Source organism: Brevibacterium ammoniilyticum, from assembly GCF_038429965.1.
GTDB lineage: Bacteria > Actinomycetota > Actinomycetes > Actinomycetales > Brevibacteriaceae > Brevibacterium > Brevibacterium ammoniilyticum.
Genome location: NZ_BAABNP010000011.1, coordinates 98,115 through 122,992, shown reverse-complemented (window position 1 = coordinate 122,992; position 24,878 = coordinate 98,115). Strand labels below are relative to the sequence as shown.

The 24,878-nt window shown below is 68.9% G+C and carries 20 protein-coding genes; 10 read left to right on the top strand and 10 right to left on the bottom strand.

The annotated features are described in order from the left end of the window. Position 1 precedes the first annotated feature (1 nt). The 3 genes from AAHA49_RS13555 (at position 2) to AAHA49_RS13545 (ending at position 2,674) form a co-directional block, all read left to right on the top strand. Entirely contained in the window at positions 2–1,492 is a 1,491-nt protein-coding gene (locus tag AAHA49_RS13555; protein ID WP_342038653.1) for an MDR family MFS transporter, read from the top strand. 158 nt (positions 1,493–1,650) lie between these two features. After that, positions 1,651–2,475 carry a nucleotidyltransferase family protein gene (locus AAHA49_RS13550; RefSeq protein WP_342038652.1) on the top strand — a complete coding sequence of 275 codons (825 nt, stop codon included), beginning with the start codon at positions 1,651–1,653 and terminating at the stop codon, positions 2,473–2,475. Beyond that, the gene (locus AAHA49_RS13545) at positions 2,468–2,674 is read left to right on the top strand and encodes a hypothetical protein (RefSeq protein ID WP_009377306.1); all 207 of its coding nucleotides are present in this window, start codon (positions 2,468–2,470) and stop codon (positions 2,672–2,674) included. The genes AAHA49_RS13550 and AAHA49_RS13545 overlap by 8 nt, the downstream gene beginning before the upstream one ends. A gap of 315 nt (positions 2,675–2,989) precedes the next feature. On the opposite strand, the gene AAHA49_RS13540 is transcribed toward AAHA49_RS13545, so the two are convergent. Then, positions 2,990–4,039 (bottom strand): LCP family protein, encoded by a 1,050-nt coding sequence (locus tag AAHA49_RS13540; RefSeq protein ID WP_342038651.1) that lies wholly within the window; start codon positions 4,037–4,039, stop codon positions 2,990–2,992. 260 nt (positions 4,040–4,299) lie between these two features. On the opposite strand from AAHA49_RS13540, the gene AAHA49_RS13535 reads away from it, so the two are divergent. Continuing rightward, positions 4,300–5,538, top strand: coding sequence for an MFS transporter (locus tag AAHA49_RS13535; RefSeq protein ID WP_339393375.1), 1,239 nt, complete (start codon positions 4,300–4,302; stop codon positions 5,536–5,538). Positions 5,539–5,589: 51 nt separating this feature from the next. Here AAHA49_RS13535 and AAHA49_RS13530 read toward each other — a convergent pair whose 3' ends face one another. From AAHA49_RS13530 to mhpA, 8 genes are all read right to left on the bottom strand, one after another. After that, positions 5,590–6,270 carry a response regulator gene (locus AAHA49_RS13530; RefSeq protein WP_211978255.1) on the bottom strand — a complete coding sequence of 227 codons (681 nt, stop codon included), beginning with the start codon at positions 6,268–6,270 and terminating at the stop codon, positions 5,590–5,592. After that, the gene (locus AAHA49_RS13525; RefSeq protein WP_342038650.1) at positions 6,267–8,921 is read right to left on the bottom strand and encodes a DUF4118 domain-containing protein; all 2,655 of its coding nucleotides are present in this window, start codon (positions 8,919–8,921) and stop codon (positions 6,267–6,269) included. The genes AAHA49_RS13530 and AAHA49_RS13525 overlap by 4 nt, the downstream gene beginning before the upstream one ends. Further along, positions 8,921–9,514 (bottom strand): potassium-transporting ATPase subunit KdpC, encoded by a 594-nt coding sequence (kdpC, locus tag AAHA49_RS13520; RefSeq protein ID WP_342038649.1) that lies wholly within the window; start codon positions 9,512–9,514, stop codon positions 8,921–8,923. Before kdpC ends, AAHA49_RS13525 begins: the two co-directional genes overlap by 1 nt. A gap of 93 nt (positions 9,515–9,607) precedes the next feature. Further along, positions 9,608–11,812 carry a potassium-transporting ATPase subunit KdpB gene (gene kdpB / locus AAHA49_RS13515; protein ID WP_342038648.1) on the bottom strand — a complete coding sequence of 735 codons (2,205 nt, stop codon included), beginning with the start codon at positions 11,810–11,812 and terminating at the stop codon, positions 9,608–9,610. 1 nt (position 11,813) lies between these two features. Then, complete coding sequence (kdpA, locus tag AAHA49_RS13510) at positions 11,814–13,484, bottom strand: potassium-transporting ATPase subunit KdpA (RefSeq protein ID WP_342038647.1); 1,671 nt, start codon at positions 13,482–13,484, stop codon at positions 11,814–11,816. Next, positions 13,481–13,723, bottom strand: coding sequence for a hypothetical protein (locus tag AAHA49_RS13505; protein WP_342038646.1), 243 nt, complete (start codon positions 13,721–13,723; stop codon positions 13,481–13,483). The genes kdpA and AAHA49_RS13505 overlap by 4 nt, the downstream gene beginning before the upstream one ends. 184 nt (positions 13,724–13,907) lie before the next feature. Beyond that, the gene (locus AAHA49_RS13500; protein ID WP_342038645.1) at positions 13,908–15,074 is read right to left on the bottom strand and encodes an alpha/beta hydrolase; all 1,167 of its coding nucleotides are present in this window, start codon (positions 15,072–15,074) and stop codon (positions 13,908–13,910) included. Then, positions 15,071–16,732 (bottom strand): bifunctional 3-(3-hydroxy-phenyl)propionate/3-hydroxycinnamic acid hydroxylase MhpA, encoded by a 1,662-nt coding sequence (gene mhpA / locus AAHA49_RS13495; protein WP_342038644.1) that lies wholly within the window; start codon positions 16,730–16,732, stop codon positions 15,071–15,073. The genes AAHA49_RS13500 and mhpA overlap by 4 nt, the downstream gene beginning before the upstream one ends. 168 nt (positions 16,733–16,900) lie before the next feature. On the opposite strand from mhpA, the gene AAHA49_RS13490 reads away from it, so the two are divergent. Continuing rightward, entirely contained in the window at positions 16,901–17,836 is a 936-nt protein-coding gene (locus AAHA49_RS13490) for a helix-turn-helix transcriptional regulator (protein ID WP_342038643.1), read from the top strand. Positions 17,837–17,838: 2 nt separating this feature from the next. On the opposite strand, the gene AAHA49_RS13485 is transcribed toward AAHA49_RS13490, so the two are convergent. After that, positions 17,839–19,596, bottom strand: a complete 1,758-nt coding sequence (locus tag AAHA49_RS13485; RefSeq protein ID WP_342038642.1) for an FAD-binding protein — start codon at positions 19,594–19,596, stop codon at positions 17,839–17,841. A gap of 77 nt (positions 19,597–19,673) precedes the next feature. On the opposite strand from AAHA49_RS13485, the gene AAHA49_RS13480 reads away from it, so the two are divergent. The 5 genes from AAHA49_RS13480 (at position 19,674) to AAHA49_RS13460 (ending at position 24,616) form a co-directional block, all read left to right on the top strand. Continuing rightward, on the top strand, positions 19,674–20,669 hold the full coding sequence (locus AAHA49_RS13480; protein ID WP_342038641.1) for a LysR family transcriptional regulator: 996 nt from the start codon (positions 19,674–19,676) through the stop codon (positions 20,667–20,669). 114 nt (positions 20,670–20,783) lie between these two features. Further along, on the top strand, positions 20,784–21,308 hold the full coding sequence (locus AAHA49_RS13475) for a hypothetical protein (protein ID WP_342038640.1): 525 nt from the start codon (positions 20,784–20,786) through the stop codon (positions 21,306–21,308). Between the two features lie 76 nt (positions 21,309–21,384). Next, positions 21,385–22,998 (top strand): histidine kinase, encoded by a 1,614-nt coding sequence (locus AAHA49_RS13470; RefSeq protein ID WP_342038639.1) that lies wholly within the window; start codon positions 21,385–21,387, stop codon positions 22,996–22,998. Next, positions 22,998–23,696, top strand: coding sequence for a response regulator transcription factor (locus AAHA49_RS13465; RefSeq protein WP_211978268.1), 699 nt, complete (start codon positions 22,998–23,000; stop codon positions 23,694–23,696). The genes AAHA49_RS13470 and AAHA49_RS13465 overlap by 1 nt, the downstream gene beginning before the upstream one ends. 206 nt (positions 23,697–23,902) lie before the next feature. Beyond that, complete coding sequence (locus AAHA49_RS13460; RefSeq protein WP_211978269.1) at positions 23,903–24,616, top strand: GOLPH3/VPS74 family protein; 714 nt, start codon at positions 23,903–23,905, stop codon at positions 24,614–24,616. Positions 24,617–24,878: the final 262 nt, after the last annotated feature.

The window sequence follows — 24,878 nt, the reverse complement described above, 5'->3', positions numbered from 1 at the left end:
GATGCGCAGATCCACTGACCTCGCCGAGGCGGCGCCCGCCCCGGTCCGGACCCGGGAGTCCGCTCCCGGGTCCGGTGGCACGGGCGTGATCTGGCTCCTCCTCGGCGCCGCCTTTGTCACCCTTCTCAACGAGACGGTCATGGGTGTGGCGATCCCGCACCTCGTCACCGACTTGGACGTCACTCTCAGCGTCGCCCAATGGACGACGACGGCATTCATGCTCACGATGGCCGTGGTCATCCCGACCACCGGCTTCCTGCTCAGGCGCTTGACGACCCGGCAGGTGTTCCTCCTGGCGATGAGCCTCTTCACCGCCGGCACACTGCTCGGAGCCCTCGCGCCCGAGTTCTCCGTCCTCCTCGTCGCCCGCGTCATCCAGGCCTCGGGCACCGCGATGATGATGCCGCTGCTCATGACGACGATCATGACCGTCGTCCCCGAGTCCGAACGCGGCCGCTTCATGGGGCGGATCACGATCGTCATGGCCGTCGCCCCGGCACTCGGCCCGACGCTCTCCGGCCTCATCCTCAGCACTCTGTCCTGGCCGTTCCTCTTCTGGATCATCCTGCCCGTCGCGGTTCTCATGATGGTCGTCGGTGCCCTGCGCCTGCGCAACGTCGGCGAGACGACCACGGCTCCGCTCGACTGGGTCTCACTGCCGCTGACGGCTCTGGGCTTCGGCGGTCTCGTCTACGGGTTCAGCACCCTCGGGTCGGCAGACCCCGGCATGGTTCCCGTCGCGGTGACGGCTCTGGCCCTCGGCGTACTCGGCCTCGGACTCTTCGTCTGGCGCCAGCTCGTCCTGCAGCGGGAGGATCGAGCGCTGCTCGATCTGCGGGTGTTCCGGTCGCGGACGTTCGCGCTGGCGATCGGCCTCGTCGTCGTCATGATGGCGGCGATGTTCGGTTCGATCATTCTGCTGCCGATCTACCTGCAGAACGTCCTCGCCGAGGACGCCGTGACCACGGGTCTCATGCTTCTGCCCGGCGGTCTCGCCATGGGCCTGGCCGCGCCTCTCGTCGGGCGGCTCTTCGACCGGTTCGGTCCGCGTCCGCTCGTCATCCCCGGCGCGCTCATCGCCAGTGCCGTGCTCTGGGCGCTCACCGGACTCGACGAGACGAGCCCTGCATGGTTCGTCCTCCTCGGGCACGTGGGCCTGTCGTTGGGAGTGGCGATGATGATGACGCCGCTGCTCACCTCGGCGCTCGGGTCGCTGCCTTCGCAGCTGTACTCGCACGGTTCGGCCACGGTCGGCGCGATCCAGCAGGTCGCCGGCGCCATCGACACGGCACTGTTCATCACCGTTCTCAGTCTGGGCACGGTGGCAGCGTCCGGTTCGGGGGCGGGACCGGTCGTGGCCGAGGCGAACGGTGTGTCCACGGCGTTCCTCGCCGGGGCCGCGCTCTCCCTCATCGCCGTCGTCGGCAGCTGGTTCGTCCGCAAGCCGGCACCGCGGCAGGCACCGGCTGCACCGGCATCGACGGAGGCATGACCTCGGCCCCGCCTCGGCGCGGCTGAGCGGATGCCGCAGCACACAGCAGAACCCCGCCCCAGGATCACCTGGGACGGGGTTCGCGGTGTCTGGGAGGAATTCCGATTGCGGCCACGCGAAGCCCCTAGGCCAGATGATCATCCGGTTATAGTTGCGAAATGGCCAATCCACCTCGGTTGCAGACGCCACCTTGGTCTCAGAACGACCTCAGGGCGCTCGGGAAGGCGCTCCGGGATGGAACAACGCCCCCAAGCAGGGCACCGGATTACGAGGAGGTACTCGCGTGGTACCTCGACTTCTCGGGCGATGTCCTTCAGCACCTCGAGGGCCTCGATTGGTCGCCACTGGGATTGGCAGCGGCGCCCGGAACATCGCGTCCAAAGACAGTTGGCACTTTGATCGAAAAACTCCGGCGAGATCGCTCGACTCCATTGCAGAACATCGGCGACTTGGCAGGGGTTCGCATCGACGCCGATATGTCTCTTTCGGTGCAAACTGCGTTCGCTGATTCGGTCGCGGCCACAATTCGCGACGAGGTTGGTGATGCGAACGTCTTCATCAAAGATCTGCGTGGAGGCGAACACAGTGGGTATCGTGCGGTACACGTCTTGACCAAGTATCCGGCGGGCCGATGCGAAATTCAGCTTCGAACAAAGCTTCAGAGTGCATGGGCCAACGCGTATGAACTTCTCGCGATGATTGTGGGACGAGAGATCCGCTACGGAGAGATGCCGTCAAATGCTCCTGGTCGAATCCTCGTAGAGTCGATGCTGCAAGAATCACGGACCATCGCAGGGTTCGAGGGTCACTTGAACCGTCTCAGCTACATGTCTCACTTTTCCGAATCAGTCGAGGAAGCCACACGCGAGATCCTGGCGTCCACGTACAATGAAAACAAGAAGGGCGAGGAGCCGATCCTGCGGGCGTTGCAGGACATGGAGCAAAGGCTGCTCGCGATAGTGAGAGGGGACCGTGATGACTAAATTCGTCCTCGCCTATAACAAGCGCACCGCTGAGCTTGTGGTTCTGGAGAAGTTCGGTGAGTCCAAGGACGCAGTCCGACGGCGTATGGAGCTGGCTGAAACTCACTTCGGTTCCGATTGGGAATTGGCTGTTCTCACGAGCCGAGATGAAGAGACTCTGCGCTCGACACATCAGCGGTACTTCGCCTCATCTGTTTGACTCGTTTGAGGCCGAGATCATCTTCGAAGATGACGACTGTCTGGCCATCACCCACTTCGCGCAGCTTGGGCCCCGAGTCTCGTGGATACCGGCTCGCCTGGAACTTTGGGCCGGACACGAACCAGAAGATCGCGCACCCGCACCTTCATCTTCTACCTGAACAGAACGAACTGACAGACCGCCTCGGCGAGGCTGAGCGGATACCGCAGCACACAGCAGAACCCCGCCCCAGGATCACCTGGGACGGGGTTCTGCTGTCACTGCGCGTCGACGGCCCGGACGGGACCGCCTCGGCGACGGTCGTAGCCGGACCGGTCAGAGATGCGCTTCGGGAGCGTTCTTGACGTACTCGGCGAGGGTGTCGTTCTTGAACGCGTCCTGGACCTTCTTCAGCTCGGCCTGGTCGACGTTGACGATCGACTGACCGTCGGCAGACCGGCCGACACCGGCGGTCGGGGCGGTGAAGAACTGGATGTCGCTGGGACGGACGTCGCGCATCGCGAACGCCGTCGACGAGATGTACTGGGCGTTGAGCCCGGAGTCGACGTACATGTACGGCGCGAACTGCGTGACCATGTCCTGGATCTTCTTCGGGTTCGACAGGGTGTCGGCGGAGATGAGCTCGCTGACGAGTCCCTTGATGAACGCCTGCTGGTTGCGGGCGCGCTGGAAGTCGCCGTCCTTGAACTTCTTGCGCTCGCGGACGAAGGTCAGGGCCTGGTCGCCGTTGAGGAGGTTCTCGCCCTTGGTGAACGTGTAGCCGTTCTGCGTGAACGCCTGCTCGGAGTTGACCCGGACCCCGCCGAGGCTGTCGGTGAGTCCCTTGAACCCCTGGAAGTCGATGATCGCGACATGGTCGATGGGGGTGCCGATGAAGTCCGAGACCGTCTTCACCGCCAGCGGCAGACCGCCGTAGGACAGTGCCGCGTTGATCTTCGCCTTGCCCTGGCCCTCGATGTTCACCCAGCTGTCACGCGGGATCGACATGACCTGGACGTTCGAGCCGTTCTCCGGCAGGTGCATGACCATGATCGAGTCCGACCGCAGCCCGCGGGAGGAGTTGACGTCGACGTTCTTCATCGGCTCGTCGGAGCCGAGGAGGAGGATGTTCGTCCCGCCCTCCTGCTTGTTGGCCGTGGGCGACTGGGTGCCGAAGACCTGCTCGTCACTGAGCTGGTTGGCCTTGTCGTCGAAGGTCCGGCCGACGTTCCACAGGTAGACGCCGACGCCGAGCACGCCGAGAACGACGACGACGAGGACACCGACGAGGACCTTGCGCCACACGCGCTTCTTCTTGCGGCGGGGCCGCTGCGGCTCGTCGTTCTGGTTGTCGAAGATGTCATCGAACGAGCTGTTGTCCGTCATCGGCACTCCGGGAGGGGTTCGGGGCGGCACGCTGGCCGTCGGGGAGAAATGAGCAATCCCGCCCATTGTATAGGGGTCGCGTGACGCGCCGGTGACCTGCGGCGGATGCTGGCGTGACCGGCTCCGCCCCTGATGACAGGGCCGCTTGTGGGCTCGCCGAGGCGGTGGAAAGCGAAGGTGAGAAGAAGCCGGTGGTGAGATGCCGCTCATCCGCCCGGGTTCGCGCTTGCGGGCCGCGCCTGCGGGGATAGACTCGTCTGATGTTCAAAAATTATCGGGAAATTCTGTCGCTTCCCGGTGCTCTCAAGTTCTCCTTGGCAGGTCTTGTTGCACGAATGCCGATCGCTGTCCTCGGACTCGGGATCGTCCTTTTCATCCAAGGCGTCACCGGTTCGTACGGCCTGGCAGGCATCGTCGCCGCCGTGTACATGATCGTCCAAGCCCTTGCAGGTCCCGGGATCGCGCGCCTCGTCGACCGTCGCGGCCAGGCGAAGGTCATGGTGCCGATCGTCATCGTCCACCTCATCGCCCTGACCCTGCTCATCGTCTCCGTCTACCTCGACTGGTGGGTCGGCTTCACCTTCGTCTTCGCCGGCATCGGCGGCGCCACCGTCGGCTCCGTCGGTTCGCTCGTGCGCTCGCGCTGGTCGCATCTGGTCACCACACCCAACCAGCTGCAGACGGCGTTCTCCTGGGAGTCCGTGGCCGATGAGCTCCTCTTCGTCTCCGGACCCGTGCTCGCCACGGTGCTCGCCACCGCCGTGTGGCCGCCTGCCGGCATCATCCTCTCGATGATCTCCGCCGGTGTGGGATCGGCGCTGCTCTACATCCAGAAGACGACCGAACCCCCACCGATCGAACGCTCCACCGAGGCGAAGGGCCACGTCTTCTCCAACCCGGGGATCTTCACGATCATCATCGTCAACGTCTTCCTCGGCGTGAACTTCGGCGCCATCGACGTCATCGCCGTCGCGTTCTCCGACGAACAGGGGGTGAAGTCCTTCGCCGGCTTCCTGCTCAGCGCCTTCGCCCTCGGTTCGCTCATCTCCGGCACGATCTACGGGGCGCGGAACTGGAACTCCGCGACCCACCACCGCTTCGGGGTCACGGTGTCCCTGCTGGCCATCGGCACGTGCACGATGCTGCTCGCCCGTGACATGTTCACCTTCGGGCTCATCCTCTTCGTCGTCGGCTTCACGATCGCCCCGAGCCTCGTCGGCGCGAACTCCGTCATCCAGCAGCTCGCCCCGCCGAGGCGGCTGACCGAGGCCTTCGCGTGGCTAGGCACGTCCCTGGGCTTCGGTGTCGCGTTCGGTTCGGCGATCGCCGGCAACCTCATCGACCACTACGGGGCCCACACCGCGATGCTCCTGCCCGCCGGATGCGCGGTGCTCGGCGCGATCCTCGCCCTCACCCTCCTCAAACTGCTCAACCCCTCACGGTCGAGCCACGAGGTTCGCATCGAGAAGGATCGCCGTCGGGCCCGGATCGCGGACTAGGCGGCGGCGCTGCGGGGCCAGCCAGCGTCCCGCGCTCAGGCGCTTCGACACCTACGGCGTGAAGCGGTACCCGATGCCCATCTGCGTATGAAGGTACTGCGGGCGGGCGGGGTCGGCTTCGAGTTTGGACCGCAGCTGCGACATGTAGACGCGCAGGTAGTTCCGTTCCTTGCCGAACTCCGGCCCCCACACCTCGGTGAGCAGGGTCTGCGCTTCGACGAGCGCGCCCTTGTGCTTGACGAAGACCTCGAGCATCTTCCACTCGATCGGGGTGAGGTGCACCGGTTCGCCCTCGACCTCGAGGAGGTGGGCGGCGAGGTCGATGACGACGCGACCATCGGCCGTGCGCACGAGACCGGTCTCCCCCGTCTTCCCCGTGCGCCGTTCGATCGCCCGCAACCGGGCGAGCACTTCGCCGAGCGAGAACGGCTTCGTCACATAGTCATCGGCACCCGCGTCGAGGGCCGCGATCTTCCCGTGCGAATCGTGCCGGGCCGAGACGACGACGATAGGAACCTCGCTCCACCGCCGCACCTGGGCGATGAGCTCCATCCCGTCGACGTCGGGCAGCCCGAGGTCGAGGAGGATGACGTCGATCTCGGACTCGCTGAGCACCTCGTTCATCCGCCGACCGGTGCCGGCGACGACGACCTCATGTCCCTTCGCCTGCAGACCGATCCCCACAGCCGTGGCGATATCCGTGTCGTCCTCGACGATGAGCACTCGTTTCATCGGCCCCGTCCCCCTGCCGGCAGTTCGTCATCGGCTCCTGCCGGCAGTTCGTCGTCTCTCGCCGAGGCGGCTCCCGGGACCCTGCCGATCATGTCGTTCTCCGCCGGTGCGGGGTCAACACCGTCCGCCGAGGCGGTCTGTGCGCACCGGGGGAAGGTGAGCACCGCGGTGAACCCGCCGCCGGGAGTGTGCTCGGCGGTCAGGTCGATGCCCATCGCCCGGCACAGCCCCAGTGCCACGGCCATCCCGAGGCCCAGTCCTTTCGCATTCGACTCATCGAGGCGGGTGAACGGGGTGAAGATCGTCTCCAGGGCTTCGTCGCTCACCCCGGGACCGGAGTCGGCGATCCGCAGGTAGACCGCCTCGGCGCCGGTCGAGGCATCGATCGTCACCGGCGCTCCCCCACCGTATTTGAGCGAGTTCTCGACGATGTTGACGAGCACCCGTTCGAGCAGCCCGAAGTCGACGTCGACCCACGCATCAGGTTCGATGTCGACGGTGACGTCGTTCGGCACCTCGTCGACCCCCACCTCGGCGAGGGCGGAGGAGACGAGATCGGCCACGGGCACCGGGGATGTCGAGATCGTCACCGCACCGGACTGGATGCGGCTCATGTCGAGGAGGTTGTCGATGAGCTTCTCCAGCCGTTGGGTGCCGTTGTCGATGGTGGCGAGCATGAGCCGTTCGTCCTCGGGGCTGAGCTCGATCTCCTCGAGCATGAGCGTCGAGGCGGCGGCCTTGATCGCCCCGAGCGGGGTGCGCAGGTCATGGGAGACCGCGGTGAGCAGCGCCGTGCGCACGGCATTGCCGGCCGACAGCTCCCGGGCCCGCGAGCGGGTCGCGGCGAGTTCGGATTCGGTGAGGACACGGAGCAGCCGGCCCGCATAGGCGTCGAGGATCCGCTGTTCGCCGGCGCTGAGCGGCTGGCCCTTGAGGATCAGGGCGGTGTCGTCGTCGAGGTCGAAGGTCTCGGTCGCCTCGGCCCGCGTGGTCACCGGCTCCCCCGCCGAGGCGGTCACCGCCCACGCACCGGCCTCATCCTTCGTCAGCACGGCCACGCCGTCGAGGACGAAGGTCGTGCGGATGTTCTCGACCATCGAGTCGGGGCTGTCGCCCTCGGCGATCATCGACCGGGCGAGTTCGCTGAGCACCGAGCCCTCGTGTTCGGCGGCCTGGGCCTGCCGCGACCGGCGGGCGGCAAGGTCGACGACGGTGGCGACGGCCACGGCGACGGCGATGAAGATGATGAGCGCGACGATGTTCTCGACCTCGGCGATCGTGAACGAGCCGATGGGCAGGGTGAAGAACCAGTTGATGAGCGCGGTGCCGAGCAGCGCGGTCATGAGTGCCGGCCACAGTCCGCCGATGAGGGCGACGATGACGACGACGGTGATGAAGCTGAGGAAGTTCATGCTCAGCGACGCCGCCCCGGGGCCGAGCGAGATGAACAGGGCGGTGAGCGCCAAGGGGGCGAGCGCACCGATGACCCAGCCTGCGATCCGGCGCACCTTCGAGATCGGGTTGGCCGGCCGGGTCTCCCGGCTGGGCCGCCACACGCGGGCGGCCTGGGCGTGGGTGACCATGTGGACGTCGATGTCGGCGGCGGTGCTGATGACGCGGCCGGCGACGCCGGGACCGAAGATGCGGCCGTACCAGGGGGTGCGGGAGACGCCGAGGACGATCTGGGAGGCGTTGACGGTGCGGGCGAACTCGACGAGGGCCTTCGCGACGTCGTCGCCGACGACGGTGTGCCAGGTCGCGTTGTTGCCCTCGGCGAGTTCGCGGGCCCGCATGAGGTCAGGGGCCGTGGCCGAACGGGTGCCGTCGGGTTCGACGACGTGGACGACGAGGAGTTCGCGCCCGGCCACCCGCCCGGCGATGCGCAGGCCGCGGCGGATGAGGGTGACCGATTCGGCCCCGCCGGTGACGGCGACGATGATGCGGTCGCGGGCGGCCCACGTGTCGCGGATGCCCTTGGCGTCCCGGTACTCCTCGAGGCCTTCGTCGACGCGGTCGGCCAACCACAGCAGCGCGAGTTCGCGCAGCGCGGTGAGGTTGCCGAGGCGGAAGTAGTTCGACATCGCCGCATCGACCTTCGCCGCGGCGTAGATGTTGCCCTCGGACAGGCGGGCGCGCAGGGCGACCGGGGAGATGTCGACGAGTTCGATCTCATCGGCGGTGCGGAGGAACGGGTCGGGGACCCGTTCGTGCTGGACGCGGCCGATGATCGACCCGACGACGTCGCCTAGGGATTCGAGGTGCTGGATGTTCACGGTCGTGAACACGTCGATGCCTGCGGCCAGGATCGCCGCGACGTCCTCCCAGCGCTTCTCCCGCTCCCCCGAACCGGGCACGTTCGTGTGGGCGAGTTCGTCGACGACGACGAGTTCCGGGGCCCGCTGGATCACCGCCTCGGCGTCGAGCTCCTCGAAGGTCCGCCCCTGGTAGGGCACCTGGGCGCGGTCGAGGGTCTCGAATCCCTGCGCGAGGGCGGCCGTGTGGGCGCGGCCGTGGTCCTCGACGATGCCGACGACGACGTCCCGGCCTGCGTCCCTGGCCCCGGCGGCGGCTTCGAGCATCGCGACGGTCTTGCCGACTCCGGGTGCGTACCCGAGGAAGACCGTGAGCTTCCCCCGCCGAGGTGTGCCCATCAGTTCTGGGGATCCGCGAGGTCGATGCGGGCGCCGGTGTTGTTCGCAAGGTCGTTGTTGAGGGTGACGACGTTGACGCGGGGCACGCCGATGAAGCCCAGCAGCGGCTGCTTCGTGTTGGCTTCGACCATCGTCTCGACTTCCTCCCTGCTCAGCCCGGTCTCCCTGGCGACCCGAGTGATCTGCAGTCGAGCATACTCAGGACTGATTTCCGGATCGAGGCCGGACGCCGAAGCGGTCACCGCATCCGCGGGGATCGAGGCCTCATCGACGCCTTCGCGCTCGGCGATCTCAGCCCTCCGCGTGGTAATCGCGGTGACGAGTTCGGGGTTCGTCGCCGCAAGGTTCGACCCGCCCGAGGACAGTCCGTCGTAGTCCCCGGCGGACGGCCGGGGGTAGAACCAGTCGTCGCCGGTGACCGGTTGGGCCATGAGCGCAGAGCCGACGACCACGCCGTCGGCGTTCCGGATCGCCGAGTCCTGGCTGGGCACGACTGTGGCGATGAGCACCATCGCCAGCGGGTAGGCGAGGCCGAGGAGGAGGGTGAAGACGAGGAGGGCCCGGAGCCCGGTGAAGGCCTGACGGATGAGCATGGGAGGTCCTGACTGTGAGGTGCGGATGCGGGTTTGATGGGGCGCCGCGGCGGCGTGAGACCCGGCCGCCGCGGACGGGGGTGTGGTGACCGGTCAGAGGAAGGGGCTGATGACGAGGTCGATGAGTTTGATCCCGATGAAGGGGACGATGAGTCCGCCGAGCCCGAAGACGAGCAGGTTCTTGCCCAGCAGCGCCGAGGCGGTCGCGGCCCTGAACCGCACCCCGCGCAGGGCGACGGGGATGAGAGCGAGGATGATGAGCGCATTGAAGATCACCGCGGAGAGGATCGCCGACTCCGGGCTGTGCAGGCCCATGATGTTGAGCGCCCCGAGTCCGGGGAACGCGAGGAGGAACATCGCGGGCACGATCGCGAAGTACTTCGCGACGTCGTTGGCGATCGAGAACGTCGTCAGCGCACCCCGGGTGATGAGCAGCTGCTTGCCGACCTGGACGATGTCGATGAGCTTCGTCGGATCCGAATCGAGGTCGACGAGGTTGCCGGCCTCCTTCGCCGCGGTCGTGCCGGTGTTCATCGCGACCCCGACGTCGGCCTGCGCGAGCGCGGGCGCATCGTTCGTCCCGTCCCCGGTCATCGCGACCATCCGACCGCCCGCCTGCTCGGACCGGATGAGGGCGAGCTTGTCCTCGGGCGTGGCCTCGGCGAGATAGTCGTCGACCCCGGCCTCCTTCGCGATCGACCGGGCCGTGAGTTCGTTGTCCCCGGTGATCATCACCGTCCGGATGCCCATGGCCCGCAGCTGCGCGAAGCGCTCGGCCATGCCCGGCTTGACGATGTCGCGGAGGTCGATGACCCCGAGGACCCGGGCCGAGGATTTCTCGGCGGCTTCGGCGACGAGGAGGGCGGTGCCGTTCGCGGCGGTCGTGTCGGCGGCGCTGTCGACGGCTTCGGCGACGAGGAGGGCGGTGCCGCCTCCCGTGTTGATGCGTTCGACCTCAGCACTCGCCTCGGCGGGGATGTCCGCACCGCGGTCGATCGCCCACGCGATGACCTCCCGGGCCGCCCCCTTGACGACCGTGCGGGACCCGGCACCCGCCTGACCGGGGAGGACGATGCCTGAGAGCCGGGTTGAGGCGGAGAACGGGATGAACTCGGCGTCGGGGAAGGCCTCGAGTCCGGCTGCGTCGATGCGGAACTCGCCTTCGGCCAGGGCGACGACGGACCGCCCCTCCGGGGTCTCGTCGGCCAGGGAGGACAGGCGGGCCGCCTCGGCGATCTGCTCATCGGTGGTGCCCCCGAAGGGAACGAAGTCGGTGGCCTGCCGGTCGCCCATCGTGATCGTCCCGGTCTTGTCGAGCAGCAGGGTCGAGACGTCGCCGGCGGCCTCGACGGCGCGACCGGACTTCGCGAGCACGTTCGCGGCGACGAGCCGGTCCATGCCGGCGATGCCGATCGCCGAGAGCAGCGCCCCGATCGTCGTCGGGATGAGGCAGACGAGGAGGGCGATGAGCACGGTCAGCGACTGCGGGGCGCCGGAGAACGCCGCGATCGGGGCGAGGGTGGCGACGACGAGGATGAAGATGAGGGTGAGCACGGAGAGGAAGACGCCGAGGGCCACCTCGTTGGGGGTCTTCTGCCGGCTCGCGCCTTCGACCATCGCGATCATCTTGTCGAGGAAGGACTCCCCGGGGCTCGCGGTGACGGAGACGGTGATCGAATCGGAGAGCACCTTCGTCCCCCCGGTCACCGCGCACCGGTCCCCGCCGGCCTCCCGGATGACAGGCGCGGATTCGCCGGTGATCGCGGACTCGTCGACGGTCGCTGCCCCTTCGATGACGTCGCCGTCGCCGGGGATGACCTCACCGGCGGTCACGAGCACGGTGTCCCCGGCCCGCAGCTGGGAGGCGGGGATCGTCTCTCGGGTGCCGCCGGGCAGGATGCGGGTCGCGTTCGCGCTCACCCGGCTCGCCCGCAGGGAGTCGGCCTGCGCCTTGCCTCGGCCTTCGGCGAGCGCCTCGGCGGTGTTGGCGAAGACGCAGGTGAGGAACAGCCACACGCTGATCGCCCACGTGAACGGGGTGGGGTCGGCGATCGCGAGGACGAGGGTGACGACTGCGCCGATCTCGACGAGGAACATCACGGGGTTGCGCCAGGCGACCCTGGGGTCGAACTTCCTCAGCCCGATCAGTGCGGCCTGGGCGAGGGCGGGCAGGGTGATCGAACGGCCCGTGCTCGTCGGCCGCGGGGCAGGCGTGGTCTGGTGGTCTGCGCCGGACGGGGGCGTCGGGGTGTCCTCGACGAGGTGGGGCGTGGAGGTGGTGGACAGGTCGGTCTTCATCTCAGAGGAGTCCTTCGTTGATCGGGCCGAGGGCGAGGACGGGCAGGAACGTCAGGGCGCTGACGATGAGTCCGACGCCGACGGTGACCCCGACGAACAGGGGTCGGTGGGTGGGCAGGGTGCCGGGGGTCGCCTCGGCGGTGGATTGGGCGGCGAACGCACCGGCCAGGGCGAGGACCGCGCAGATCGGGGCGAGCCGGCCGATGAGCATGGCCAGGCCCAGGGCGGTGTTGAAGAACGCCGTGTTCGCATTCAGCCCGGCGAACGCGGATCCGTTGTTGTTCGCCGCCGAGGTGAAGGCGTAGAGGATCTCGGACAGGCCGTGGGGGCTGCCGGTGTTGAGGATCGAGTCCGCAGCACCCGGCCACATCGTCGCCACGGCTGTGCCCGCGAGGACGAGGGTGGGGGTGATGAGAATGACCGCGGAGGCGAGCGTGATCTCCGTGCGGCCGATCCGCTTGCCGAGGAACTCCGGGGTCCGGCCGACCATGAGGCCGCAGACGAAGACCGCGACGATCGCGACGACGAGCATGCCGTAGAGGCCCGAGCCGACCCCGCCGGGGGCGATCTCGCCGAGCATCATGTTGAGCATGAGCACCCCACCGCCGATCCCCGAGTAGCTCGAGTGGAACGAGTCGACGGCACCGGTCGAGGTCAGGGTCGTCGACACCGCGAAGAAGGCCGAGGGGATGATGCCGAAGCGGGTCTCCCGCCCCTCCATCGCGGCCCCGGCGGCAACGGTGGCCGGGGTGGACAGGGTCGTCTCGGTGAGGATGACGGCGGTGAGCGAGAGGACGAAGAACGTGGCCATGACCCCGAGGATGGCCCACCCGTGCTTCCGGCTGCCGACCATGACGCCGAAGGTGCGCGGCAGGGCGGAGGGGATGAGGAGGATGAGGAAGATGTTGGCGAGGTTGACCAGCGCGTTCGGGGCTGAGAGCGGGTGCGCGGAGTTCGCGTTGAAGAAGCCGCCGCCGTTCGTGCCGAGGTGCTTGATGACCTCCTGGCTGGCGTCCGGTCCGCCCGGGATCGTCTGCGTGGCCTCGGCACCGCCTGCGACCGTGCGCACCACCTGATCGGGGGTGAGGTTGTCGATGACGCCGAGGCCGATGTAGAGGATCGCGAAGATCACGGAGATCGGCAGGAGGATGCGCATGACGGTGCGGGTGAGATCGACCCAGAAGTTGCCGATGAACAGTGAGCGCTGACGCGCAAGGCCGCGGATGAGGGCGACGGCCACGGCGATGCCGACGGCGGCGGAGACGAAGTTCTGCACCGCGAGTCCGGCCATCTGCGTGAGGAAGCCCATCGTCGCCTCACCGGAGTAGGACTGCCAGTTCGTGTTCGTGACGAAGGAGATCGCGGTGTTGAACGCCTGGTCGGGCGCGACCGCGGTCTTGCCGTTGGACAGCGGCAGGAACTCCTGGAGGCGGAGCAGACCGTAGAGGAGCGCGATGGAGACGAGCGAGAAGCCGAGGACGGAGAGGAAGTAGGTCTTCCACCGCTGCTCGGAGTTCGGGTCGACGCCGGTGAGCCGGTAGAAGAGCGATTCGGCCTTGGTGTCCTTGGTCGAGAGGAACACCCCGGCCATGTAGTTGCCGAAGGGCACGTGCACGGCCGCGAGGAGGCCGAGGACCAGGAGGATCTGAGTGATGCCGGTCAGCCAGGTCATGCGCGGGCCTCCCCCGTGGTGCCGGGGGTGGTCGGCTGGGAGCCGGGGGAGCCTGCTCCCGGCTGGAAGCCGGGGGAACCTGCGCCCGGCTGGGTGCCGGGGGTGGTCGGGTCGGCGGCGCGCGCGGTTCTCGCGCTCTCGGCGGTGACCTTCTCGAAGACCTTCGCGAGGGCGACGAGTCCGGCGATCGTCGCGAGGGCGAGCAGGAGGAAGAGGAGATCGGCGAAGGGGGCATCCATACGGTGGGGCCTCGGTTTCTCGTGAGCTGGTGATCAGTGCACGACAACGGCCTGCGCCGTCGTGCGGTACTCACCCATCTCACATGCGCCCCGAGGCCGTCGGGGCCGATCTTGACGCCGTCTTAACACCTCCTAACGCACTTTTGACACCTCCACCATCGGGCGTTGCGACCAGGCTTGCGCCCTAGCTCAGGCGATCGGCGAGCCAGTCGGCGACCGCGGCGGTGCGCGCTTCGCTGTCGTTGTAGATCGTGTGGTCTCCGTCCGGCCATTCGAGGAGCGTCGAGTCCTCGCTCGCCTTCAGGAACGGCGTCTGGTCCTCCCGGTCGACGAGCGGGTCGACGCCGCCGTGGATGACGAGGATCCCGCCCGTGACCCGGTCGGTTTCCGGGTCGAAGGCCAGGCGGGCGAAGTTCGCCGCGATCGCCGCTTCGTCGTCGGAGCCGAGCATCGCCGCCGCCTGCTCACGGAAGGTCTGGAACGGCAGCAGCGTCGGGGCGGCGAATCCCCCGTTGACGACGGTCGCGGTGATCCGATGGTCGGCCGCGGCCGTGATCGCGGCGAAGGTCCCGCCGAGGCTGTTGCCCCAGATCCCCACGGGCCGCCCCGTGAGCTCGGGGACGGCCTCGAGGGCGTCGACGAAACGCGAGAAGGCCGCGGGGACGTCGACGTCGAGGTGGATGCCGGAGACGAGCCGACTCTCCCCCTGACCGGGGCCTTCGGCCATGAGCGTGGCGATCCCCCGGTCGGCGAGCGCATCGGAGAGGCGGTAGTACGTCGCACCCCAGCCGCTCTGACCGCCGAAGACGATGACGCTCGCCCGCGCCTCGGCGGGCACGCGCAGCCAGCCGACAAGGGAGCCCGAGGCGAACGGCACCTCGATGCGCTGCAGGTACGAGGCGGGGATCTGCGTGATCGCGGTCAGTGCCGCCCTGGCCCGAGAGTAGAGCGCGGACTTCCGGTCGCCGTCGGGCAGCGGCATCTGCGCGAAGAGGAAGTCGGCGACCGCGGCCCGGTAGGCGTCGATCGCGGTGCGGGAGCGGCCCTCGCCGGCGGCCGCCTCGGCGCGGAGCACCTGCGCCTCGCCGAGGCGCTCGGCCGCTTCGTCCCACCGCTGTCCCGAGTCGGTGGCGGCCTGCAGGCGCAGCACGTCACCGTGGACCATGCCGCCGTCGAGGAGCCGCTGGGCGGGCATGGCCCGCCAGTGCGCGTCGAGCTCTTTGCGCAGCTCAGCGCTTGGCTGGTCTGCGCCGTGCCGCTCGCCGCCGTGTTCGTCGGGAGCGTGTGCCGCGAACGTGCACACATCGGGTCGGCGCCACACCCCGCTGCTCGGATGGTCGGCTCGCGTCATCGCACCCCCGCCTCGGCGAAGGACGAACGCGACGCCGCCGCATCCTGCCCACCCGAGCGCAGCTGGGCGATCATGTCGTCGACGAGGGCCGGCGCATCGGCCATCGCCCCGGTGCCGAAGACGACGAAGTCGGGGCGGGCGATGAACACCTCTGAGTCCGTCGAGGCGAAGTAGTCGCGGTACGTGCCGTCGACATCGGTCACCGACCACGGGGTGCCCGGCGCGGTCGAGACCACGGCGGCCCCCACCTCGGCGAGGCGGTCGAACTGCTCCGCCGACAGCACGGTCGCGGGATCACCCGAGGTCACGAGGTGGAGGCCGTTGCCGATGATGTCGTCGAAGAGCGCCGTGGCACCGTCCTTGGCGATCCTGCCCTGCGGGGAGAGGGTGCCGGCATACGGCTGCTCACCGCGGGCGAGGTACCCGGACTCGATCGTCGGGAACGGCGGCGCATCGAGCGTCTCACCGGCGAAGAACGCCTCATCGCGGGCCTTCGCGGCATCGACGTCGAGCATGTTCGCGATCTTACCCAGCGCGATGCTTCCGGCCTGGATCGCGGCGACGTGGGGGCGACGCTCCTCCTCGTACGTGTCGAGGAAGGCCTCGTCGGCGTGCCCGCGGAGGACGAGGTCGAGCTTCCACGCGAGCGTGAGCCCGTCGCGCATGCCCGAGCACGCGCCCTGCCCCATGTAGGGCGGCATCGTGTGGGCGGCATCCCCGATGAGGAAGGCCCGGCCGTCGCGCCACCGGTGCGCGGTGCGGGCGGAGAACACGTAGACGATGTGCCGGAGGATGCGCACGTCCTCGGGACCGAGGTCATGGCGTTCGCGGAACCACTTCCACGCATGCTCCTCGGTCAGCGCCTCCTCCGGGTTCTCACCGGGCAGGACGGCGACCTCGAAGCGCTGCCGCCCGGGCCCGATGGGCATGGACATGTTCGGGCGCAGGGGGTCGCAGAACTGGGTGCTCACGTCGAAGCGCTCGGGCAGATCGCGCACCTTCTCGGTGTCGAGGTTGAGCCACACGTCGTTGCATTCGAGGTCGTCGCGGTCGATGCCGAGCGCCGTGCGCACGAAGCTGTTCGCCCCGTCGGCGCCGACGATGTACTTCGCGCGGATGATCAGGTCGTCCTCACCGTGGTCGGCTGCGGTCTCATCGTCCCGCGACCACGGGCGCACGCGCAGGGTCACGCCGTCGGCGTCCTGGCTTAAGTCGATGCCCTTGAACCCCTGGAGGACGTCGACGTTGTCGCGGGTGCGGACGTCGGCGTCGATCGCGTCCTCGATGTCGGGCTGGTACATCGTGTAGTGCGCCGCGAAGCCCGAGGACTCCCCCGACCAGTCGACGGTGAGCAGCTTCTCGCCCGCGCCGTTGCGCCAGACGTATTCGTCGGCCGGGGCGGATCCCTTGAGCGCGACCTCGACGTCGCCGACGTTCTGGATGATGCGCGCGACCTCCCCGTCGATGTGGTTGAGCCGCGGGAGCCCGTAGAGGGTCTTCCAGCGTTCGATGACGACGACGCGGTGGCCGCGCCGGCCCAACGCCGAGGCGAGGACGAGTCCCGAGGGACCGTAGCCGACGACGGCGACGTCATAGGTCGTCGACGCGGCCGCCTCGGTGGGATCGCTTCCGACGGTGCGCTGATCGGTGGTGCTCATGGGCACTCCTTCGTGTCTGACATGGCAGGTTCTCTCTAGAACCGTGTCCTCACGATAGGAATCCCTCACGCCCCCGACGACACGATGTGCGACACCGCTGTCCGATCTGCGACACGAATCTGTGAGCTGCGCAACACCCGCGCGGTAATATCGGGGACCATGACCGGGGTGACCAAGCCTGCAGGCGTCGGGGAGTTCGAACGCGACGTCGGTCGTTCGCTGAGCCCGCACCGGCTGCTCGGCGTCGACGAGGGCTCCTTCGCGCCCGAAGTCTGGAAGCTCGACCTTGAACGGCTGCGGATCCTCCAGTTCTCCCTCGGCACCGAGGTCAGGGTCGACCTGCCCGAACACGAGGACTACCTCGGCTTCCTCATCGCCCGCCGAGGCAGTGCCCGCGTCGACATCGGATCCGACTCGATCCCCGTCGCCCCCGCCTCGAGTGCCGCGATCCTCCTCCCCGGCGCCCGGGTGCGGATGTCCCTGGGCGCCGAGTACGACCAGATCCACCTGCGCGTCGACCCCGCGGTGCTGCGCGCCCACAGCCAGTCCGTGCTCGGTCGCGCGGCACCTCCGTCGCCCCGCTTCCGCAGCCACTCCCTGCCTTTGGGCCCGGGGTTCGGCGCGTGGCTCGGGGTCCTCCAGGGACTCGTGTCCGGTGGCCGTGCCGGCGGTGACATGCCTGAGCTGATGACGAAATCCGTCGAGGACCTCCTCCTCACCCAGCTCGTCCTCGGCCACCCCGACCTCGGGCTTGCGGAGGACTCCGCGGCGAGCGCGGGTCCGGCGACGACGAAGCGGGTGCGGCTGGCCCTCGATCACATCGCCGACCACCTCGGCGAACCGCTGACCGTGACCGACATCGCCGAGGCGGCCGGCCTGAGCGTGCGCACCCTGCAGCGGGCGTTCCGCGACCAGCTCGGCACCTCCCCGCTCGAGCATGTGCAGCAGGAGCGGCTGGACGCGGCACGGGCGGACATCCTCGCCGGGGAGGAGCCGATCAGCGACATCGCGTTCCGGTGGGGCTTCTCGCATCCCTCCCGCTTCGCCGCCGCCTACCGGCGCGTCTTCGGCGAGCAGCCCTCGCAGACCCGCGCCGGGCGGTGACCTCACTCGACGAGCTTGCCCTCCTGGCTGATCTCACCGGTGTGCATGAGCTCGGCGACCTCGGGGTCGACGGCCGGGATCGTCTCCCGCACGACCCCGGTCGACGGTGACCATACGAGGTTGACCGTGAGCTCCGGATCGAGATCCGGGAAGTCGCTGCGGTTGTGGCAGCCGCGGGTCTCCCGGCGTTCGAGTGCTGATTCCAGGGTCGCCCGCGCCGCGAGCACTGAGGACTTGAGGTCGAAAGCGTGCGCGAGGTCGGAGAATCCGGCGATGTCGGGGTGGATGCCGACGCCGGCCATGCGCTCCTCGATCGCCGCGAGCTTCTCGAGTCCGGCCCGCAGACCGGCCTCATCGCGGACGACGCCGGCGTGTTCGGTCATGAGGTTGCGGACCTCGCGCTGCAGGGCCCGGACGTTCTCCGCCCCATCGGAGGCGAGCAGGTCATCGATCTCAGCGCGCGCCTCGGCGAGGGACTCCTGGGACCGCACCTGCGCTTCGAGCTCATCGGAGTACGCGACGGCGGAGCGGCCGACGATGCGACCGAAGACGAGGAGCTCGATGAGGGAGTTGCCGCCGAGGCGGTTGGCCCCATGCAGCCCGGACGAGGCCTCGCCGATGGCCCACAGGCCCTCGACGTCGGTGCTGTGGTCGACGGGGTCGACCCACACCCCGCCCATCGAGTAGTGCGCGGTCGGGGCGATCTCGATCGGACTCGTCGTGATGTCGAGCATCTGGGTCTCCATGAGCGTCTGGTAGACGCGCGGGAGCCGGGTCATGATCGTCTCGCGCGGCAGGTGGGAGACGTCGAGCCACACGCCGCCGTTCTCCGTCCCGCGCCCCTCGGCGATCTCCGTGTACGCGGCGAGCGCGACCCGGTCACGGGTCGAAAGCTCCATCCGTTCGGGGTCGTAGCGTTCCATGAACCGCTCGCCGAGGGCGTTGCGGAGGATGCCGCCCTCACCGCGGGCGGCCTCGGAGACGAGGGTGCCGGCGGCGTTCTCGGGTTCGAGGATGCCCGAGGGGTGGAACTGGACGAGTTCGGCGTCGCGGAGACGGCCGCCGGCCTCGACGGCGAGGCGGAAGGAGTCGCCGGTGTTCTCATCCCGGCGTGAGGAGGTCCGCCGCCAGATGCGGTTGTGTCCGCCGGCGGCGAGGATGACGGCGTCGGCGTGGATGCGGTACCGGGTGCCGTCGACGAGGTCGAAGCCGTAGGCGCCGAAGATCCGGCCGTCTGCGACGAGGAGCTTCGTGATGTAGACGGTGTCGAGGACGGGGACGTCGAGCTCTTCGGCGCGGTGGATGAGCGCGCGCTGGATCTCGAGTCCCGTGTAATCCCCGGCGAAGGCGGTGCGCCGCCAGGTGTGGGCGCCGAAGAAGCGCTGGGAGATCCGGCCGTCCTCTTCGCGGGCGAAGTTCATGCCGTAGCGTTCGAGGTCGGCGATGCCCTGTTCGGCGCCCTGGGTGACGATCTCGACGGTGCGCGGGTTGGCGAGGTCGTAGGATTCCTTGATCGTGTCGGCCGCGTGCTGCTGCCACGAGTCCTCGGGGTCCATCGTCGACAGGGCGGCGTTGATGCCGCCGGCGGCGAGCGAGGTGTGTGCATCGGACTTCGGTCGTTTGCCCACGGCGATGACGTCGGCGCCGGATTCGGCGACTTCGATGGCCGCGCGGAGGCCGGAGCCGCCGGTGCCGATGACGAGCACCGAGGTCGACAGTGAGTGTTCTCTCTTTCGGGCATTGCCCTGTTCTCTGCTCATGCGTTCCACGTTAGGATTGCCTATTCGATACGTCCAATGCATTGTTTGACTCAACACGATAGCGATACGCTATTTCCATGAATCTCGAACAGCTCGCGAGCTTCGTCGAGGTCGCCGACACCGGGCACTTCACGAAGGCCGCCGCGACCCTCCACCTCGCCCAGCCGTCCCTGTCCCGGCAGATCTCGACCCTGGAGAAGGAGCTCGGGGCCGAGCTCTTCCACCGCGCCCGCGGACACATCACGCTCACCGCGGCCGGGGCTGCCCTGCTGCCGACGGCGCGGAGGATGCTCGCCGACGCCGAGGCGATCCGCCTCGACATGGATGAGCTCGCCGGCCTGCGTCAGGGCCGGGTCCGCCTCGGCGCGACCCCGACGCTGTGCGTGAGCCTCGTCGCCGAGGCGCTCAGCCGCTTCCATGCCGAGCATCCCGGCATCGAGCTCGAGGTCGTGGAGAAGGGCTCGCGCGAACTCGTCGAGGCCCTCGGCGCCGGGCAGCTCGACCTCGCGCTCATCACCCGCACCGTCGACCTCGGTGCGCAGACGCCCCGGCTGCAGATGCAGGAGGTGCTGCGCGAGGACCTCGTCGTCATCACCGCCTGCGATGACGGGGGCGATGTGTCGGACGATGGTGAGGCCGGCGCTCGCGGTGGGGGTGCCGGCGCCGGGCTGGCGCGTACGGACACGATCACTCTCGCCGAGGTGGCCGCCCGCCCGCAGGTCGTCTTCCATCACGGCTACGACCTCCGGGAGGCCACCTCGGCGGCATTCGAGGCGGCGGGACTGACCCCCGATGTCGTCGTCGCAGGCGTCGAGATGGATGCGGCGATCCGGTTCGTCGAACGCGGACTCGGGCTCGCGATCGTCCCGGCCATGGTCCTCGTCCACCGGCCCCGCCTGCGGTCGATCCGCCTCGTCGATCCCGGTCTCTCCCGCATCGTCAGCCTCGCCTCCCGCGCGGACGTCCGGCCCACAGCGGCCGCCTCGGCGATGGAGCGGATGGTGCTGAGCACGGCACGGACTCTGGCCGCCGAGGATTCCGAGCTCGCCCGGTACGTGCGGATGGAGGTCTAGGGCTTCTCCACCCGGATCTCCACCCGCGGGTGGTTCGCGTGGACAGAGCCGCGGCGAAGGATGGGGGCAGTGGATCGCACCGGGCGATCCCGTCGCCCGTCTGGAGGCCCAGTCATGAATCTCTCCACCGTCCCCTGGATGTCGATCGTCGATGTCCTCCTCATCGCAGTGGTGCTCGCTCTCATCCTCTTCCGTCAGCTCAGCTGGCGCAGCGCCTCGAGGATGACGCGCATCGCCGTGGTCGTCATCATCATCGGAGTAGCGAGTCTGCCGCTCCAGCTGCAGGGCAGCAATGCCTCGCTGGTCTCAGCGATGCTCGTCATCGCGCTCACCGTCCTCGTCTCGCTGGCCGGCGGATGGGTCATGGGCAGGCTCTCCGCGGTCGAGACGGATGCCGCAGGCCAGGTCCGGGTCCGGGGAGGCTGGCTCGGGGTCGGCCTGTGGATCGGCTTCATCATCATCCGGATCGGCATGAACGTGGGGATCGCCGCCCTGATCTCACCTCAGCTCGTCTCGGTCACGGGCCTGTTCCTCATCTCGCTCGGCCTCGCCCGCCTCACCAGCACCCAGGTCGCCGTCCAGCGGGCGCACTCGGGCCCGACACACACGGTTCCCGCCGCCGCCCTGAGCGGGCAGTGACCCCGCTGATCTCGAGCCGGTCGACATGATCGTCAGTGGAGACTCGGACGCACCGGGGTGCGGTATGATCGCCGCCATGAAGCCGGATCCCTCCCGCCGTCACGACGTGCGCGGAGGCATCCGGCTTCGATCCCGCCAGGCGAAGGCGCTGACCTTCGGCCTCGGCATCGTGCTCGGCGTGTTCTTCGCCGTCAACTCCTGGCAGGTCACCGGACCCGCACTGCGCGCGGCGGCTCTCGCGGCGGTCGCCCTGTGGGTGGCGGAGATGTTCCTCGGGGCGCTCACCGACGACTACCGGGAGGCCTCGCCGAGGCAGCACACGACGGGCACCCTGCTCCTCGTCGTCTCCCAGGTCATGGCGTGTGCTCTGGCCTTCGCCCCCGAGACGACGATGGTGCCCCTGGCGATCGCGGGGCTCGTCCGACTCCTGCGCCGGTCCGACCGTTCGGTGATCCTCGTGACGCTGACCATCGTCGCCGACGTCTGCGGCCTGACGGTGTCGGCTCTCGTCGTGGGGGCGCCGACGGAGCTCGTGATCATCAATCTCCTCGTCGGCGCCGGGGTGGGGCTGCTCACCCGGTTGCGTGCCGGTCGCATCCAGTCCGAGAGGCAGGCGCGGGAGCTTCTCGAGGAGCAGCTGACCCTGCAGCGGGAGAGGGCGACGACGGCCGCCCTGACCGAACGCGCGCGCATCGCCCGCGATCTCCACGACGTGCTCGCGCACTCGTTGGGTGCGCTGACGCTCCAGCTCGATGCGGCCGCCGCTCTGGCGCAGGCCAGGCGCTGGGGCGAACTCGAGACTCGGATCGATAGGGCCAGGGGGCTGGCCGCTGACGGCCTCGCCGAATCACGCCGAGCCGTCGCGGCGCTCCGCGAGGCGCCGCAGCAGGATCTGCTCGAGGGTGTTCGCGCACTGCTGCGCGCCCACCGGGACAGCGGCGGCGAGGTGCGCGCGACTCTGCCGGACGGGCGGGGTGGGGCTGGGGCAGTGCCTGAAGGGGCGGCCGGGACTGTGCCGGACGGGCAGGACGGCGCTGCGCCGGGTGGGCCCACCGCAGCTCTGGGGCGGCTGAGCCCCACGGGCACCGAGGCTCTGCTGCGCGCCGTCCAGGAGATGCTCACCAACGCCCGCCGTCATGCCCCCGGCCGACCGGTCACCCTCGAGGTACGGATCGACCGGGGACCATTCGGGCCCGGAGCTGATGGCCCGGCGGTTGAGGATGCCGGTGTTGGCGACGCTGGAGTCGAGGACGCCGAGGTTGGCGAAGCTGGGACCCGGGACGCTGGCGCCTCCGGGCCCGCCACGCGCGGGCACAGCATGAACGGTTCCGCAGCCGACATCGTCCCGGTCGTCCGCGTGACTGCCCGCAACCCCGTCGTCGGTGATTCGCCGACATTCCCAGCTCCCTCAGACTCCTCGATTCCCAGCGGTGCCACGACTATCACCGGCGTCTCGACCTCGCCCGTTGCCTCGACTCCGCCCGGTGCTGTCGCCGCCGCGACGAGCGGGCCCAACGGATTCGGGCTGCGCGGCATGCGGGAGCGCTGCGAGGCACTCGGCGGCGGAGCGCACGGACACCTCGTCGACGAACGGACCTTCGAGACCACCGCGTGGATCCCACTCACACCCTCGACTGCCGTGGACCCCGCTTCGCCCGATGCGTCCACCACCCAGGTGGGAGCCGAATGATGAGCATCACCGTCCTCGTCGCCGACGACCAGGCCCTTGTCCGCGACGGCATCGTCACCGTGCTCTCCCTCGCCGAGGGCATCGAGGTGATCGGCGAAGCCTCCGACGGCATCGAGGCCGTCGCCCTCGCCGAGGAGCTCACCCCGGACGTCGTGCTCATGGACCTGCGGATGCCCAACCTCGGCGGGGCGGAGGCGACCGCGCGGCTCGCGCAGTCCTGTCCGGGGGTGCGGGTTCTCGTGCTCACCACCTTCGGCGACGATGCGAGCATCGACTCGGCGCTGCGAGCCGGGGCCGCCGGATTTCTCACGAAGGATGCCGGCCGGGAGGAGATGATCGCCGCGATCCGGGCGACGGCGGCCGGAGGCACTCCGCTCGATGCGCGCATCGCCGGTCGGGTCGTCGCCGGCCTCCCCGAAGCCCACCCCGTTTCGCTGCACGAACGGTTCCCCGAACTCACGGTGCGAGAGGCCGATGTCCTCCGGCTCATGGCCGAAGGAGCGACGAACCCAGAGATCGCCGAGCACCTGTTCCTCGGAGTCTCGACGGTGAAGTCCCACATCAACTCGCTTTTCGCGAAGCTCGGAGTGAGCCGGCGCAGCGACGCGATCGCCCTCGCCCGCGGAGAGGGCGGTCTTCCCCCTGCACGAATGGGAGACGACCATGAGCGACCCGACACCCGACGCGACCGCCCCTGAGACTCTGCGACCAACTGTGTCTCCGCGATGAGCCTTGGGTCTCCCGCGATCTTCCCTCGGACCGAACCGGCAGGAGGCTACACTGACTCCCACGGAACGCGGACGCCGCTGCACTCGATCCGCGCCGCTTCACCCACCAGCCCACGGAGACCCGCACTCCAGCCCACGTACACCAGCCCTCCAGCCCACGGACGAAGGACCCGACGATGACCGCTCGCCGCACCCTCCTCATCAGCGAGGACCTCATGCTGCTCCTCCTGCCCGAGAGCGGGAAGGTCCCCACGATCACCCCGGGCCTCGAGTCCGCGCTCACCGGCGCCCTTCTCGTCGACCTCGCCGAGGCCGGGTTCGTCGACATCCTCCCCGGACCCGATCCGAGTTCGCCGTTCATCCGACCGGCCGAGGTCCCTCGCCCCACCGATCCGATGTTCGTCAACGCGATCGCACTCCTCGGGCAGAAGGAGCGTCCGCTTGCCTCGGCGCTGCCGATCCTGCTCCCCCGCCTCGACGATGTCCTCCTCGTCCGGCTCGGCAACCACGGCATCCTCGACCATCACCGCTCGCGCTTCCTCGGCCTCTTCCCCACCTCGTCGTGGGAGGTCGTCGACCCGGGCCCGGAAGAGCGGCTGCGGGCAGCGCTCACCGCGGTCCTCGATGGCGGGGCCCAGCCGGATGTGCGGACCGAAACGATCATCGCCCTCCTCCATGCCGCCGAGGCGGCCGACGAGGTCTCCCCGCCCCTGACCTGGGATGCGCAGGTGGCCCAGCAGGTCGCGATGGCAGCGTGGGCGTCGGAACCTGTGCGGGACATCGTCGAGGCGGCGGCCGCCTCGGCGAGGCACACGTCGAGCACGGCATCCGCGCGCGACCGGGCGACCGGAGCCCGCGTCGCCCGCGCCTCCGCGGGCCCGGACAGCTGAGCCGACCGCGCCTCGCCTCACCACCGTCGATCCACGCCGGGCACGAATTCCGCGTCGCCCGCGACGCGGATTTCCGGCCCCGCGTGGATCGGGCGAGCCGCGATTCGCGGACGCATCGATATTCGAGCTCCGCGTGGATCGACAGGCGTCCGTGAATGCACGAGGTCCCCGAATGCGTTCATCCGGGGACCTGGTGTGCCTCGCAGTGCGCTTTGTGCCGCGTCACGCGCCCTGCGACGCTTCGAGCGCGGTATGACATGCC

What these genes read in the sequence shown, in the direction of transcription:
- AAHA49_RS13550 (WP_342038652.1), top strand. Translation starts at nt 1,651, where the DNA reads ATGGCCAATCCACCTCGGTTGCAGACGCCACCTTGGTCTCAGAACGAC.
- kdpA (WP_342038647.1), bottom strand. Translation starts at nt 13,484, where the DNA reads ATGACCTGGCTGACCGGCATCACTCAGATCCTCCTGGTCCTCGGCCTC.
- AAHA49_RS13555 (WP_342038653.1), top strand. Translation starts at nt 2, where the DNA reads ATGCGCAGATCCACTGACCTCGCCGAGGCGGCGCCCGCCCCGGTCCGG.
- AAHA49_RS13530 (WP_211978255.1), bottom strand. Translation starts at nt 6,270, where the DNA reads ATGAAACGAGTGCTCATCGTCGAGGACGACACGGATATCGCCACGGCT.
- kdpB (WP_342038648.1), bottom strand. Translation starts at nt 11,812, where the DNA reads ATGAAGACCGACCTGTCCACCACCTCCACGCCCCACCTCGTCGAGGAC.
- AAHA49_RS13500 (WP_342038645.1), bottom strand. Translation starts at nt 15,074, where the DNA reads ATGACGCGAGCCGACCATCCGAGCAGCGGGGTGTGGCGCCGACCCGAT.
- AAHA49_RS13470 (WP_342038639.1), top strand. Translation starts at nt 21,385, where the DNA reads ATGAAGCCGGATCCCTCCCGCCGTCACGACGTGCGCGGAGGCATCCGG.
- AAHA49_RS13540 (WP_342038651.1), bottom strand. Translation starts at nt 4,039, where the DNA reads ATGACGGACAACAGCTCGTTCGATGACATCTTCGACAACCAGAACGAC.
- AAHA49_RS13485 (WP_342038642.1), bottom strand. Translation starts at nt 19,596, where the DNA reads ATGAGCAGAGAACAGGGCAATGCCCGAAAGAGAGAACACTCACTGTCG.
- AAHA49_RS13465 (WP_211978268.1), top strand. Translation starts at nt 22,998, where the DNA reads ATGAGCATCACCGTCCTCGTCGCCGACGACCAGGCCCTTGTCCGCGAC.
- kdpC (WP_342038649.1), bottom strand. Translation starts at nt 9,514, where the DNA reads ATGCTCATCCGTCAGGCCTTCACCGGGCTCCGGGCCCTCCTCGTCTTC.
- AAHA49_RS13480 (WP_342038641.1), top strand. Translation starts at nt 19,674, where the DNA reads ATGAATCTCGAACAGCTCGCGAGCTTCGTCGAGGTCGCCGACACCGGG.
- AAHA49_RS13475 (WP_342038640.1), top strand. Translation starts at nt 20,784, where the DNA reads ATGAATCTCTCCACCGTCCCCTGGATGTCGATCGTCGATGTCCTCCTC.
- AAHA49_RS13505 (WP_342038646.1), bottom strand. Translation starts at nt 13,723, where the DNA reads ATGGATGCCCCCTTCGCCGATCTCCTCTTCCTCCTGCTCGCCCTCGCG.
- AAHA49_RS13535 (WP_339393375.1), top strand. Translation starts at nt 4,300, where the DNA reads ATGTTCAAAAATTATCGGGAAATTCTGTCGCTTCCCGGTGCTCTCAAG.
- AAHA49_RS13545 (WP_009377306.1), top strand. Translation starts at nt 2,468, where the DNA reads ATGACTAAATTCGTCCTCGCCTATAACAAGCGCACCGCTGAGCTTGTG.
- AAHA49_RS13525 (WP_342038650.1), bottom strand. Translation starts at nt 8,921, where the DNA reads ATGGGCACACCTCGGCGGGGGAAGCTCACGGTCTTCCTCGGGTACGCA.
- mhpA (WP_342038644.1), bottom strand. Translation starts at nt 16,732, where the DNA reads ATGAGCACCACCGATCAGCGCACCGTCGGAAGCGATCCCACCGAGGCG.
- AAHA49_RS13460 (WP_211978269.1), top strand. Translation starts at nt 23,903, where the DNA reads ATGACCGCTCGCCGCACCCTCCTCATCAGCGAGGACCTCATGCTGCTC.